Annotated in this window: 11 protein-coding genes; 6 read left to right on the forward strand and 5 right to left on the reverse strand. The window is 72.6% G+C overall.

What is annotated here, in order from left to right:
• Window position 1: 1 nt before the first annotated feature.
• The 3 genes from ACO2Q3_RS10965 to ACO2Q3_RS10975 are packed head-to-tail and all read right to left on the reverse strand — an operon-like array spanning window position 2 to window position 3752.
• A complete protein-coding gene (locus ACO2Q3_RS10965) occupies window positions 2-2212 on the reverse strand; it encodes a xanthine dehydrogenase family protein molybdopterin-binding subunit (RefSeq protein ID WP_423306614.1) in 2211 nt (736 codons plus the stop codon).
• On the reverse strand, window positions 2209-3249 hold the full coding sequence (locus ACO2Q3_RS10970) for an FAD binding domain-containing protein (RefSeq protein ID WP_423306615.1): 1041 nt from the start codon (window positions 3247-3249) through the stop codon (window positions 2209-2211). Before ACO2Q3_RS10970 ends, ACO2Q3_RS10965 begins: the two co-directional genes overlap by 4 nt.
• The gene (locus ACO2Q3_RS10975; RefSeq protein ID WP_423306616.1) at window positions 3246-3752 is read right to left on the reverse strand and encodes a 2Fe-2S iron-sulfur cluster-binding protein; all 507 of its coding nucleotides are present in this window, start codon (window positions 3750-3752) and stop codon (window positions 3246-3248) included. Before ACO2Q3_RS10975 ends, ACO2Q3_RS10970 begins: the two co-directional genes overlap by 4 nt.
• Window positions 3753-3961: 209 nt before the next feature.
• Here ACO2Q3_RS10975 and ACO2Q3_RS10980 point away from each other — a divergent pair, with 209 nt between their 5' ends.
• The 6 genes from ACO2Q3_RS10980 (at window position 3962) to ACO2Q3_RS11005 (ending at window position 10020) form a co-directional block, all read left to right on the forward strand.
• Window positions 3962-4768 (forward strand): helix-turn-helix transcriptional regulator, encoded by an 807-nt coding sequence (locus tag ACO2Q3_RS10980; RefSeq protein ID WP_423306617.1) that lies wholly within the window; start codon window positions 3962-3964, stop codon window positions 4766-4768.
• An 88-nt stretch (window positions 4769-4856) separates the two neighbouring features.
• Window positions 4857-5339 carry a MarR family winged helix-turn-helix transcriptional regulator gene (locus tag ACO2Q3_RS10985; protein WP_423306618.1) on the forward strand — a complete coding sequence of 161 codons (483 nt, stop codon included), beginning with the start codon at window positions 4857-4859 and terminating at the stop codon, window positions 5337-5339.
• Between the two features lie 4 nt (window positions 5340-5343).
• The gene (locus tag ACO2Q3_RS10990; protein WP_423306620.1) at window positions 5344-7401 is read left to right on the forward strand and encodes an FUSC family protein; all 2058 of its coding nucleotides are present in this window, start codon (window positions 5344-5346) and stop codon (window positions 7399-7401) included.
• Complete coding sequence (locus ACO2Q3_RS10995; protein WP_423306621.1) at window positions 7398-7613, forward strand: DUF1656 domain-containing protein; 216 nt, start codon at window positions 7398-7400, stop codon at window positions 7611-7613. The genes ACO2Q3_RS10990 and ACO2Q3_RS10995 overlap by 4 nt, the downstream gene beginning before the upstream one ends.
• A gap of 20 nt (window positions 7614-7633) precedes the next feature.
• On the forward strand, window positions 7634-8545 hold the full coding sequence (locus ACO2Q3_RS11000) for an efflux RND transporter periplasmic adaptor subunit (protein ID WP_423306622.1): 912 nt from the start codon (window positions 7634-7636) through the stop codon (window positions 8543-8545).
• Window positions 8542-10020, forward strand: coding sequence for an efflux transporter outer membrane subunit (locus ACO2Q3_RS11005; RefSeq protein ID WP_423306623.1), 1479 nt, complete (start codon window positions 8542-8544; stop codon window positions 10018-10020). The genes ACO2Q3_RS11000 and ACO2Q3_RS11005 overlap by 4 nt, the downstream gene beginning before the upstream one ends.
• A gap of 190 nt (window positions 10021-10210) precedes the next feature.
• On the opposite strand, the gene ACO2Q3_RS11010 is transcribed toward ACO2Q3_RS11005, so the two are convergent.
• Together ACO2Q3_RS11010 and ACO2Q3_RS11015 are read right to left on the reverse strand one after the other, a co-directional pair.
• Window positions 10211-11749, reverse strand: a complete 1539-nt coding sequence (locus ACO2Q3_RS11010) for a flavin-containing monooxygenase (protein ID WP_423306624.1) — start codon at window positions 11747-11749, stop codon at window positions 10211-10213.
• Between the two features lie 320 nt (window positions 11750-12069).
• On the reverse strand, window positions 12070-13401 hold the full coding sequence (locus tag ACO2Q3_RS11015; RefSeq protein ID WP_423306626.1) for a cytochrome P450: 1332 nt from the start codon (window positions 13399-13401) through the stop codon (window positions 12070-12072).
• Between the last annotated feature and the right edge of the window lie 101 nt (window positions 13402-13502).

Raw genomic sequence — 13502 nt, forward strand, 5'->3', positions numbered from 1 at the left:
CTTATCCCAGGCCCAGGATGTCCTCCACCCGGATCGGCAGGCGGCGGATGCGCCGGCCGGTGGCCTGGAAGATGGCCTCGGCGATGGCGGCGGCCGTGCCGACATGGCCCAGCATGCCGATGCCCTTCACCCCCTCCGGCACGTGGGGGTCGTGCTCGGGGACCATGACGATGTCGAAGGCCGGCATGTCGGCGTTCACCGGGATCGCGTAGTCGGTGAAGCTGTCGCCGACGATCCGCCCGGTCCGCGCATCGCTGACGGTCTCCTCCTGCAACGCCATGCCCAGGCCGCCGATCAGGCCGCTGATGTACTGGTTGCGCGCCAGCGTCGGGTTGAGGATGCGGCCGGCGGCGTAGGCGGCGGTCAGCCGGCGCACCCGCGCCTCGCCGAGCCACGGATCGACGGCCACCTCGGCGAACACCGCGCCGAAGCCCATGGCCGTGGGACCGGGCTCGGCCGGCATCCCGGGCGCCTCGCCCATCGCCTCCAGCCCCTCCGGCGCCAAGTGGCGAACCAGCTCGCGCCACGGCGCGGCCACATTGGTCCCGCGCCGGCGCACCGCGCCGTCGACGAACTCCAGGTCCTCGGGCGCGAGGTCCTCGCCGAACGGCGAGGCCGGATCGGCGGCCAGGCCCTCGGCGAGCCGCGCGCGCAGGGCGGCGATGGCGCCGGCCATGGCGGGGGCGAAGCTCTGGGTCACCTGGGACCCGGCCGAGCGCGGTCCTTCCGGCAGTTCGGTGTCGCCAAGCTCGACGGCCACCTGCTCCACGGCCAGCCCCAGACCTTCGGCCGCCGCGCGGGCCAAGGCGGTATAGGTGCCCGAGCCCATGTCCTGGGTGCCGCACTGGACCAGCGCGGTTCCGTCCGCCTCGACCCGCAGGCGAAGCGAACAGGGCTGGCGCCGCGCGGGGTACGAGGCCACCGCCATGCCCCAGCCGACGCGCAGATCCCCCTCCGACCAGCCGCGGACCGCCCGCTGGCTCCAGCCGAAGCGCTCGGCGCCCTGGCGCAGGCAGTCGGCCAGGCCGTTGCTCGACCAGGGCAGGCCGCTCTCCTGGTCGTGCGGCGCGATGTTGCGCAGCCGCAGCGCCACCGGGTCGATGTCCAGCTGATCGGCCAGTTCGTTCAGCGCGGTTTCCAGGGCGAAACTGCCGGGCGCCTCGCCAGGCCCGCGCATCGGCACCGGCTGCGGTTCGTTGGTGCGCACCAGCCGGTGGCCGGTGACCACGTTGGCGCAAGCGTAGGTCAGCCGCGAGACCGCCGCCACGGGGTCGGCGTAGCCGGGGGCGTGGGTGGAGGTCTGGGCCAGCACCTGGTGATCGATGCCCAGCAGCCGGCCGTCGGCGTCCGCGCCCACCGCCAGGTCTTGAATGCTCGTCGAGCGGCGGCCGGCCAGGGTGAACAGCTGCCCGCGGCTCAGCTCCAGCCGCACGGGCCGCCCAGTGCGCCGGGCCGCCAGGATCGCCAGCATCATCCACGGCCACCACAGCTGGCCCTTGCAGCCGAAGCCGCCCCCCAGGAAGGTCGAGACCACCCGCACCGCCTCGGGCTCCAGCCCCAGGGCGTGGGCGATCACCGACCGCGTGCCGAACACCGCCTGTGTGCAGGTGTGCACCTCCAGCTGCACGCCCGTCCGCGCCCCCGTCCAGGCGCAGACCACCGCGTGCGGCTCCATCGGGTGATGGTTGTTGACCGCGGTGACGTAGCGGGCGCGCGACACCGCCGCGGCGCCCGCCAGGGCGGCGGCCGGATCGCCGCGCAGGCTGGCCGCCTTGGCCCGGCCCCCGGCCATGTCGGGGGCGTAGGCGTCGGCAAGGCCGGCCTCCAGGCTGGGGACCGGCGCCGCCTCGCGCCAGCGCACCCGCACGGCGGCGGCCCCGTCGCGCGCCTGAACCGCCGTCTCCGCGACCACCAGGGCGACCGGCTGGTCGGCGAAGTGGATCTGCGGCTGCAGGATCAGGTTCAGCACCCCGGCGCGGCGCAGCATGGCGACCGCCTCCGACTGGCCGACCACGTCCAGCACGCCCGGCAGGGCCAGGGCGGCGTCGGTCTCCACCGCCAGCACCTCGCCGCAGGTGATCGGAACCTGCACCAGGGCGGCGTGCAGCAGGCCGGGCATCGGCGTCTCGGCGGCGAACACCGCCGTGCCGCTGACCTTCAGCGGCCCCTCGATACGGCCCTTGAAGCCGGGATCCTCGATCGTCTGGCTCATCGCGCGCCCTCCCCGTTCCGCGTCACGCCGTCGTGGGTCGGGCTGTCCCCCGCCAGGCCGGCGCCTGTCACCAGCTCGGTGAGCGTCCGTTCGATCAGACGCTGCGCCAGTTCGATCTTGAAGCCGTTGTCGCGCAGCGCCCTGGCCGGCGCCAACTCGGCCGCCGCCGCCTGGCGGAACAGCTCCGCGCTCGCCGGCCGGCCGGTCAGCACGGCCTCGGCCGCGTGCGCCCGCCACGGCCGGGCCGCGACGCCGCCCAGCGCCAGCCGCGCCTCCGCGATCACCCCATCCCGCAGCCACAGCCCCGCCGCCAGCGACACCAGGGCGAAGGCGAAGGACGCGCGGTCGCGCAGCTTGCGATAGGTCGAGCCCCCCGCCAGCCCGCTCGGCGGCAGGGTGACCGCGACGATCAACTCGCCAGGCCGCAGCACGGTCTCGACCTGCGGCGTGTCACCCGGCAGCCGGTGCAGGTCGAGCAGCGCGATCTCGCGCGCGCCGTCCGGACCCTGCACCTGCACCCCGGCGTCCAGCGCGGCGAGCGCCACGGCCATGTCCGAGGGGTGGGTGGCGACGCAGGCGGACGAGGCGCCCAGCACCGCGTGGTTGCGGTTCAGGCCCTCCAGCGCATCGCAGCCCGCACCCGGCGCGCGCTTGTTGCAGCGCGAGGCCACGTCGTAGAAATAGCCGCAGCGGGTGCGCTGCAGCAGGTTGCCGCCCACGGTGGCCATGTTGCGCACCTGGCCCGAGGCGCCCGACAGGATCGCCTGCGCCAGCATCGGATAGGTCTCGCGCACCCGCCGGTCGGCGGCCACCGCGGCATTGGTCTCTCCCGCGCCGATCCGCAGGCCGCCGTCGGCCGTCGGCGCGATGCCGCGGGACAGGCCGGTGACGTCCACCAGCCGGCCCGGATGCTCGATGTTCTCGCGCATCAGGTCGACCAGGTTGGTGCCGCCGCCCAGATAGCGCGCGCCCGGCTGCGCGCCCATCCCCACGGCGCCCGCCACGTCGTCGGCGCGCTGGAAGTCGAAGGGGCTCATCGGGCGGCCTCGCCATAGGTCTCCAGGATGGCCTCGACGACGCCGGCGTAGGCCCCGCAGCGGCAGAGGTTGCCGCTCATCCGTTCGCGCGCCTCGGCCGGCGTGAGGTCGATCGTCTGCGCGGCCAGGTCGGCGGTGACGAAGCTGGGCGCGCCGCGCGCGATCTCCGCGGCCATGCCCACCGCCGAGCAGATCTGGCCGGGCGTGCAGTAGCCGCACTGGAAGCCGTCGTGCGCCAGGAAGGCCTGCTGCAGCGGGTGCAGCGCGCCGGGCGCGCCCAGGCCCTCGATGGTGGTGATCTCACGGCCCTGATACTGCGCCGCGAGCGCCAGGCAGCTGACGATGCGCTCGCCGTCGGCCAGCACCGTGCAGGCGCCGCAGGCGCCCTGGTTGCAGCCCTTCTTGGTCCCCGTGAGGCCCAGATGCTCGCGCAGCAGGTCGAGCAGCGAGGTGCGCAGGTCGACCTCGGTCTCGACCGCGCGGTCGTTGATGATGAAGCGCATGGGCGTCCTCCTGTTCGGTCCACAGCCTGGAACGCTTCCGGCCGTCTCGACCGCGCGATGCGGGCCGCCGGGTCGCCGGCGCGGGGGGGGCCAGGGCTGTGGGCCAGGGCTGTTGGGATGGTGATTCGAGGCACCCTATCGCCGGTTTCGCATCCTATTCAGGCCTGGTATTATCCTGGGATTGAGAGGCCCAGGCTGGGGATGCGCCAATGCCGGAAATTGCGGGAGCCGAGCGCAAGCGGCGTGAACTGGGAGACTTCCTGCGCGCCCGGCGGGGGCGGCTGACGCCCGAGAGCGTCGGCCTGTCGCGCCAGCGGCGACGGCGCACGCCGGGCCTGCGCCGTGAGGAAGTGGCCGAACTCGCCGGCATCGGCGTCGACTGGTACATCCGCCTGGAACAGGGCCGGCCCGTGACCCCCTCGGTTAGCACGGTGGACGCCCTGGCCCGGGCGCTGCGGCTTTCCGAGGCGGAGCACCAGCATCTGCGGGCCCTGGCCGGCGGCGGCGGGCGGCGCGCCTTCCAGCCGGAGACGGCGCCCCCCGCCCTGCTGCGGCTGCTGCACAGCCTGCCGCAACCGGCCTACGTCACCGGCCGGCGCCGCGACCTGGTGGCCTGGAACGCCGCCGCCGCCGACCTGCTGGGGTTCGACACCCTGGCCGAGGACGAGCGCAACGTGCTGGTGTCGATGCTGACCAAGCCGGTCAGCCGGCGCCTGTTCGGCGACGGCTGGGCCGAAGAAGCCCAGCGCATGGTCGCCACCTTCCGCGCCACCCACGATCTGTGGGCCGACGATCCGGCCTTCGTCGCCCTGCTGCGTCGCCTGCGCGAGGGCTGTCCGGAGTTCGACGGCTGGTGGGAGCGGCACGACATCCGGCGCGCCACCTCGGGGGTCAAGGTGCTGCACCACGCCAGCCACGGCGTGAGCGCCTTCGAGCATTCCAGCTTCCAGGTCACCGACGACCCGGGGCTGAAGCTGGTGATCTACACCCCGCTCGCCCCGGACACCCCGGCCTGAACTGAGGGGTGGCCACCGCCGCCACGCCGCGCGCCAAACGTACAAACCGGACCTTGAGGCGATTTCGATAGGTAGCTACCTATCTTCAATGCCTGACCGCCCCGCCCCAGCCGCCGAAGACGGCCGCGTCCTTGCCCTGCGTCGCTATACGGCAGGGCTGCTGAAGCTGGCGCGGACCTACCGGCGGGCGGTCAACCGCCGGCTGGAGGAGCATGGCATCTCCGATGCCCGCGCCCTGCCGGTGCTGCAGGTGGCGCGCGCCGGGGGCGGCATGCGCCAGGGGGCCCTGGCCGAGGAACTGGGCATCGAGGGCCCGTCGCTGGTGCGCCTTCTGGATCAGATCTGCGCCGCCGGCCTGATCGAGCGGCGCGAGGATCCCAGCGACCGCCGCGCCAAGACCCTGCACCCGACGCCGGCCGGCCTGGTGCTGGCCGCCACGCTGGAAGAGCTGCTGAACGGCCTGCGCGCCCAGTTGATGGCGGGCGTGAGCGACGACGATCTGGCGGCCGCCCTGCGGGTGTTCGACGCCCTGGACATGGCCGTCGAGGCCCGGCTGGCGGACGGCGGCTGAGCCCATGTCCCGCCTGACCCTGCCCCGCCCGCCCCGGTTCGCGCCGGGGGCCCTGCTGTTTTCCCTGAACACCTTCACGGCCGCCATGCTGGCCCTGGGGATCGGCTTCGCCCTCGGCATGCCGCGGCCGTACTGGGCGATGACCACCGCCTATATCGTCAGCCAGCCGCTGTCGGGGGCGGTGCGCTCCAAGGCGCTGTACCGGGTGCTGGGGACGATCCTGGGCGCGGCGGCCGCCGTGGCGCTCGTGCCCAACCTGGCCAACGCGCCGGTGCTGCTGAGCCTCGCCTTGGCGCTGTGGGTCGGCGGCTGCCTGACCATCTCGCTGCTGGACCGGACCCCGCGCAGCTACCTGCTGATGCTGGCCGGCTACACCGCAGCGATCATCGGCTTTCCCAGCGTCGGCCAGCCGGGCGCCATCTTCGACGTGGCGATCTCGCGGGTCACCGAAATCGGCCTCGGCATCCTCTGCGCCACCGTCGTGCACAGCCTGGTGTTCCCCAGGCCGGTGGGCGAGGCCCTGCGCCTTCGACTGGCCGACTGGCTGGCCCAGGCCGATCGCTGGGCGCTGGACATCCTGGACGCCCGTGATCCGGCCACGGTCGCCGGCGACCGCTGGCGTCTGGCCGGGGCGGCGGCGGAGATCCAGCTGCTGGCCACCCACCTGCCGTTCGACACCTCCCGCCTGCGCGAGACCACCGCCGCCGTGCGCGCGCTGCAGGACCAGATGCTGCTGCTGATCCCGCTGCTGTCGGGGACCTACGACCGCCTGACCGCCCTGGCCCACACCACCGACCCACAGGTCCGCGCGGCGATCGACGCCGTCGCCGCCTGGATCCGCGCCGGCGCCCCGCCGCAGGCCGCCGCCGCCCTGTCCGAGCGGCTGCAGGCGCTGGCCGAGGCGCGCGCCGCCTGCGACTGGGACCGGCTGCTGACCGAGAGCCTGCTGGCGCGCCTGGCCGACGTGGTCGCCGCCCTGGCCGCCGCGCACGCGCTGCTGGCGCACCTGGACCAGCCGGACGCCGCCCTGGCGCCGCAGGCCGAGGCCGCCATCGCCCAGGCCCGGCGCCGGCCGTCGCCCGCCGACCTGCCGCTGGCCACCCTCTCCGGCGCGGCCGCCACCCTGGCGATTCTGGTCTCCTGCGCCGCCTGGATCCTGGGCGGCTGGGGCGACGGCGCGGCCGCCGCGGTGATGACGGCGGTGTTCTGCTGCTTCTTCGCCGCCCTCGACGACCCGATCCCCGGGATCGTCAACTTCGGCCTGTTCTCGCTGCTCTCGCTGCCGCTGGCGGCGCTCTACATGTTCGCCATCCTGCCGGCGATCGACGGCTATCCGATGCTGGTGCTGGCCCTGGCCCCGGCGCTGATCCCGATCGGCCTGTTCGCCGCCGATCCGCGCCACGCCGGCGGGGCGATGGCCACCATTATGGGGTTCTGCAACGCCCTGGCGCTGCAGGACGACTTCACCGCCGACTTCGCCGGCTTCCTGAACGGCAACCTCGGCCAGTTCGTCGGCCTGTTCGTGGCCATCTTCGTCACCGCGGCCCTGCGCTCGATGGGAACCGAGGCCGCCGCGCAGCGTCTGCTGAGCCGCACCTGGAAGTCGATCGCCCGCCTGGCCCGCGACCGCGGCGCGCCGGAGCCGGCCGACTTCGCCTCGCGCCTGGTCACCAGCCTGGGCCTGCTGGCCCCGCGGCTGGCCGCCTTCGGGGCCGAGGCCGGCGACGCCACCGCCGTCGAGGCGCTGCGCGACCTGCGGGTCGGCATGAACCTCGCCGCCGCCCAGCAGCTGCGTCAGCGACTGAACGGGGCCCCGCGTGCGGCGATGGACACGGTGCTGGCCGGCGTCGCCGACCACTTCGCCGCCCGCTCGGCCGGCCGCGAGCCGCACGACGACGGGCGCCTGCTGGCCGACCTCGACCAGGCGCTGGACCTCGCCGCCCGCCACCGCGCGGTCGCCGGACCGGGCGGGGTCACCGGCCTGGTCGGCCTGCGCCGCAACCTGTTCCCCACCGCGCCGGCGTTCGCGCCGCGGCTTGAAACCAGCGAGGCCCCGTCATGATCGGTGAATTCGACGTCGGCGGCGTGCTGCTGTCCTCGGTGTTCGTCACCGGGGTGATCGCCCTGGCCTGCGCCTTCGTGCTGCGCCGGCTGCTGACCTGGGCGGGCGCCTATCGCCTCGTCTGGCATCCGGCCCTGTTCGACCTGGCCCTGTTCGTCATCCTCTGGGCCGCTATCGCCGCCCTGCCGTTTCCCGCGCCTCTCGCCCGCTGAACCCAAGAAAAAACAACGCCATGTCCCGCCTGCGTCCCCTCCTGACAACCCTTGCCCGCATGGGCCTGACCCTGGCCGTCGTCGCCGTCGCCGGCGTCGCCGCCTGGCGGCTGTGGACCCACTACCAGGTCGATCCCTGGACCCGGGACGGGCGGGTGCGCGCCGACGTGGTGCAGGTGGCGCCCGACGTCGCCGGCCTGGTCACCGACGTGGCCGTGACCAACGACCAGCCGGTCAGGCGCGGCCAGCTGCTGTTCGTCATCGACCGCGACCGCTACGCCCTGGCCCTGCGCCAGGCGGACGCCGCCGTCGCCGCCCAGCGCGCCGCCCTGGACGAGGCCCGGCGCGAGGCCGCCCGCAACGCCCAGCTGGGCGACCTGGTCGCCGCCGAACAGGCCGAGCAGGCCCGCGCCAAGGTCGAGCAGGACGCCGCCGCCCTGGGCCAAGCCCTGGCCGCCCGCGACGTCGCCGCCCTGAACCTGAAGCGCACCGCCGTGCTGGCCCCGGTCGACGGCACCCTGTCGGACAGCGCCCTGCGGGTGGGCGACTACGTCAGCCCCGGCAAGCCGGTGCTGGGCCTGATCGACGCCAGCTCGTACCGCATCGAGGGCTATTTCGAGGAGACCAAGCTCGGCGGGGTCAAGGTCGGCGATGCGGTCACCGTGCGGCTGATGGGCGATGGCCGCGCCCTGGCCGGGCACGTGGTCTCGATCGCCGCCGGCATCGAGGACCGCGACCGCGCCGCCGGGTCCAGCATGCTGCCCAACGTCAACCCCACCTTCAGCTGGGTGCGTCTGGCCCAGCGCGTGCCGGTCCGGGTCGTCCTGGACCATCCCCCCGCCGACCTGCGCCTGATCGCCGGCCGCACCGCCTCCGTCTCGGTGCGCGCCCCCCAGGCCAGGCCCGTCAGCCTCAAGGTCGCCCAGCAATGAGCCCGTCCCGTCTCGTCTCCGCCCTCGCCGCCGCGGCGTTGGTCGCCCTGCTGGCCGGCTGCGCCACCGTCGGCCCGGACTATGCCGCGCCCAAGGCCGCGAAGGCCAATCTGCCGACTGCCACAGGGCCGTTCGTCGGCGCCGCCGAAGCCCCGGTCGCCCAGGCGCCGCTGCCCGACGACTGGTGGACCCTGTACGACGACCCGGCGCTGAACGACCTGGTGCGCCAGGCGTTGGTCGCCAACACCGACCTGCGGGTCGCCGCCGCCAACCTGGCCCGCGCCCGGGCGGTGCAGACCGAGGCCGACGACGAGGGCAGCCCGAAGTTCGCCGCCCACGGCGCGGCCGAGCGCACCGTGGTGTCCGGCGAATCCTACCTGCTGACCGAGCCGGTTCCGGCGATGACCGTCGGCGACGTGGGGCTGAACGTGGCCTACGAGATCGATCTGGTGGGCCGCCTGCGCCGCCTGTCGGAAGCCGCCCGGGCCGACACCGAGGCCAGCCGGGCCGCCCTCGACCTGGCGCGGGTCAGCGTCGCCGCCGACGTCACCCGCGCCTATATCGACGCCTGCAGCGCCGGACACGAACTGGCGGTGGCCGACCAGAGCGTCGCCCTGCAGCAGAAGAGCCTGGAGGTGACCCGCCGTCTGGTCGCCGCCGGCCGGGGCAACGCCATCGACCTGACCCGGGCGCAGGCCCTGCTGGAGACCTCGCGCGCCGCCGCGCCGACCTTCGAGGCCCGCCGCCGCGCCGCCGTCTATCGGCTGGCCGTGCTCACCGGCCGCCCGCCGGCCGAGTATTCGCGCACCCTCGACGCCTGCGAGGCGGCGCCGAAGCTCGCCCAGGACATCCCGGTGGGCGACGGCGCGGCGCTGATCGCCCGGCGGCCGGACGTGCGCCAGGCCGAGCGCGGCCTCGCCGGCGCCACAGCGCGGATCGGCATCGCCACCGCCGCCCTCTACCCGACCGTGACCCTGGGCGCAGGGCTGGGCTCGTCGGGCCTGCTGTCGGATCTCGGCCAGCCGGCGGCCAACCACTGGAACTTCGGCTCGCTGATCAGCTGGAGCCTGCCGGACGCGGGGACCCACGCCCGCATCCGCGCGGCGGACGCCAACGCCGACGCCGCCCTGGCCCGCTTCGACGGCGCGGTGCTGGGCGCCCTGCGCGAGACCGAGACCAGCCTGACGATGTACGGCCACGACCTTCAGCGCAACGCCGCCCTGCGCGCCGCCCGCGACCAGGCCCGGCTGGCCGACCAGCAGGCCGACACCCTGTACCGCGCCGGCCGCGCCCCCTACCTGACCGGCCTCGACGCGCGGCGCACCCTGACCCAGGCCGAGGCGGCGCTGGCCGCCTCCGACAGCCAGGTCGCCGACGACCAGGTGGCCCTGTTCCTCGCCCTCGGCGGCGGCTGGAAGGACGCCCCGCCGGTGCAGACGGTCAAGGCGACGGAGGCGAAGGCGAAGGGGCGCTGAGGGGCTTCCGCCAGGTAGCAACTCACCCCGCCACGCGGCCTGGCGTTGTTTCTCTTCCCCCTCTGGGGGAAGTACCGCCGAAGGCGGGGATGGGGGCTGCCACGCGCCGGCGGATCGGCAAAGTTGGGCGCTCCGCTGGAACCCCCTACCCCCGCTTCGCGGGTACTTCCCCCAGAGGGGGAAGAGAATTCTAGCCGCCGTAGACGAACACCTCGTCGTCCAGGTCGATCTTCGGGAACTCGTCCTTGTCGCCCCAGAAGTCCTGGGTGTGGCGCCACTCGCGGGTCGGACCGGCCTTTGGCAGCTTGTGCATCTCGCGCATCAGATAGCCCGGGTTGAAGTTGTCCGGCTCAACCCAGCCGCCCAGGGGCATGTCCCGCTCCGAGGCGCGCAGGGCGACGTCGACCCGCCTGGCCTGCTTGGCGTCCATGTGGTTCAGCAGCCGGCAGACGAAGTTCGCCACCAGTTCGGTGCGCAGGGTCCAGCTGGCGCGGAAATAGCCGAACACCCAGACCATGTTGGGCACGCCGGTGAACATCATGCCGCGGTAGGTGACCGTCTCGGCGAAGTCCAGCGGCGCACCGTCGATCTCGAAGGCGATGTCGCCGAGGACGTTCAGGTTGAAGCCCGTCGCGGTGGCGATGATGTCGGCCTCGATCTCCTGGCCCGATTTCGTGCGGATGCCGGTCTCGGTGAAGGTCTCGATCTCGTCGGTGACCACGTCGGCCTTGCCGCTCTTGATCGCCTCGAACAGGTCGCCGTTGGGCATGAAGGCGATGCGCTGCTGCCAGGGGCGGTAGCTGGGGGTGAAGTGCTTCTCCACCAGCTCCTCGGGCAGATGCTGGCGCACGCCGGCCAGCAGCTCGTTGCGCATCTCCTCCGGCTGCTCGAACGAGCGCTTGGTGATCACCCCGCCCAGCGACAGCAGCTGGCGGCGGACGATCTCGTGGATCCAGTCCTCGTTGATCTCCAGCTGGCGCAGGGTGTCGGCCAGGGGGTTGGCGTTGCGACCGGCCACGAAATAGGTCGGCGTCCGCTGCAGCATGGTGACGTGCGCCACGTCGGCGGCGATCGACGGCACCAGGGTGGCGGCGGTCGCCCCCGAGCCGATCACGATCACCCGCTTGTCCTTGTAGTCCAGATCCTGGGGCCAGGTCTGCGGATGGACGATCTGGCCCTTGAAGTCGGCCATGCCCGGCCACTCGGGCGTGTAGCCCTCGGATTGGCGGAAGTAGCCCTGGGCCATCCACAGGAAGCCGCAGGTGAAGCGCACCGTCTCGCCGGTGGCCAGCTTGGTGGCCTCCACGCGCCAGAGGTTGTCCTCGCTGGACCAGGCCGCCCGGGTGATGGTGTGGCCATAGCGGATATGGCGCGCCAGATCGTGCTCGGCGATCACCTCGCCCATGTATTTCAGGATCTCGTCGCCGGCGGCGATCGGCGCGCCGGTCCAGGCCTTGAAGCTGTAGCCGAAGGTGAACAGGTCGCTGTCCGAGCGCACGCCCGGATAGCGGTGCGTGTGCCAGGAGCCGCCGAAGCTGTCCTTCGTCTCCAATACCACGAAGGTCTTGTCCGGCGTCTGCATCTGCATGTGCGCGGCCGCCCCGACCCCGGAGATCCCCGCACCCACCACCAGCACGTCGAAGTGCTCGGCCGGCGGCGCGGCCGCGGCATGAGGTTGCGCGCCCGCGCGGCTGGCGACGGACGGTTCCAGATCAGCGATATCGGTCATGATTTCCCCTTGTCGCCTCGCGCTCTTGGCGGCGCTTCCCCGGCGTAACTGATCGTCGATCACACGTTTTGGGTTTTGCGGCAAGAGGGGGTGATAGGGGGTGACCACCCCACCCTCTTCACCGTCATCCTCGGGCGTCAGTCCCGAGGATCCATGAACACGGGGGGCGCATTCGCGAGCGGCAGCGGAGCGTCGCAAGGGCGGCAACCGACCCGTCGTGGCGCGCCCTTCGAAGCGCGCCAATCCTTCTCACGCGCGCGTGGACCCTCGGGACTGACGCCCGAGGGTGACGGAAGGGGGTGGGTAAATTGGGCGGCCGCCTAAACCCGCCGCGGGATCTCGACCATCATCTGCTCGTAGCCCTTCACGAAGGTCGAGAGGGTGCGGCGGGGTTCTTCGACGACGCGGATCTCGGGGAAGCGCTTGAGGATCTCTTCCCAGACGATCTTCAGCTGCAGTTCGGCGACGCGATTGCCGACGCAGCGGTGGATGCCGAAGCCGAACGACAGGTGCTGGCGCACGCGCGGGCGGTCGATGACGTAGGCGTTCGGATTCTCGATCACGCTGTCGTCGCGGTTGCCTGACACGTACCACATGGCGACGATGTCGCCCTTGCGGATGGTCTTGCCGTTCAGCTCGTAGTCGGCCAGCGCCGTGCGCTTCATGTGCGCCAGCGGCGTCTGCCAGCGGATGGTCTCGGACACCATCGACGGGATCAGCTCCGGATTGGCCTTCAGCTTGGCGTACTGGTCGGGGAACTTGTTCAGCGCATAGACGCTGCCGGTGATGGTGTTGCGGGTGGTGTCGTTGCCGCCGATGGTCAGCAGGATCACGTTGCCCAGGTATTCGAACTGGCTCATCGAACGCGTGGATTCGCCGTGCGCCAGCATCGAGATCATGTCGCCGGTGGGCTCGGAATTGACCCGCTGGTTCCACATGTTGATGAAGTAGCCGGCGTACTCGAACATCTCGGCGCGCTTCTGTTCCCAGGTGTCGACGATGCCGTGGCCAGGCTGGGCCATGACGATGTCGGACCAGCGGGTCAGCTTGCGGCGGTCCTCCTGCGGCATGCCGAACAGGGTGGCGAGCGTCATCGCCGTCAGTTCCATCGACACCTTGTCGACCCAGTCGAACGCCTCGCCGATCGGCAGGCTGTCGAGGATGACGCCGGCGCGCTCCCGGATCATCGGCTCCAGGATCGCCAGGTTGTGCGGCGACACCGCCGGGCTGACGGTCTTGCGCTGCACGTCGTGCTTGGGCGGGTCCATGGCGATGAACATCGGCGGGCCGGCCTGGCCGGGACCACCGCCGAACGGGGTTTCCATCTTCTCGCCGTTGCGCTCGGCCAACAACCGGTCAATCGCCGCCTGGCTGGGCGGCAGGGTGATGCCGCCCTCCGACGAGAACACCTGGTGGTTGGTGTCGACGGCGACGATGTCCTGGTAGCGGGTGATGTCCCAGTGCGCGGCGATGTCGCTGTCGGGCGCGAAGTGCACCGGGTCCTCGGCGCGCAGGCGCTCGAAGTACGGCCACATAGCGTCGTCGCGGAACAGCTTGGGATCGGCCGGGTTCAACGTCTCCAGCGGCTGCGAATAGGCGGCCTCACGGGCTGCTTCCGCCGCGGAATGAAGGGTGCTCGCCGAATCGCTCATGAAGGGTCCCTGCCGTCTGGGTGGCGCGAAGCTGTCATCCATTGATGTTCGAACCCTGTTCGACAACAGGTTACCGGCGATCAGGTTCGCCCTGCGGCTCC

This window comes from Caulobacter sp. KR2-114 (assembly GCF_049446115.1).
Classification (GTDB): domain Bacteria; phylum Pseudomonadota; class Alphaproteobacteria; order Caulobacterales; family Caulobacteraceae; genus Acaudatibacter.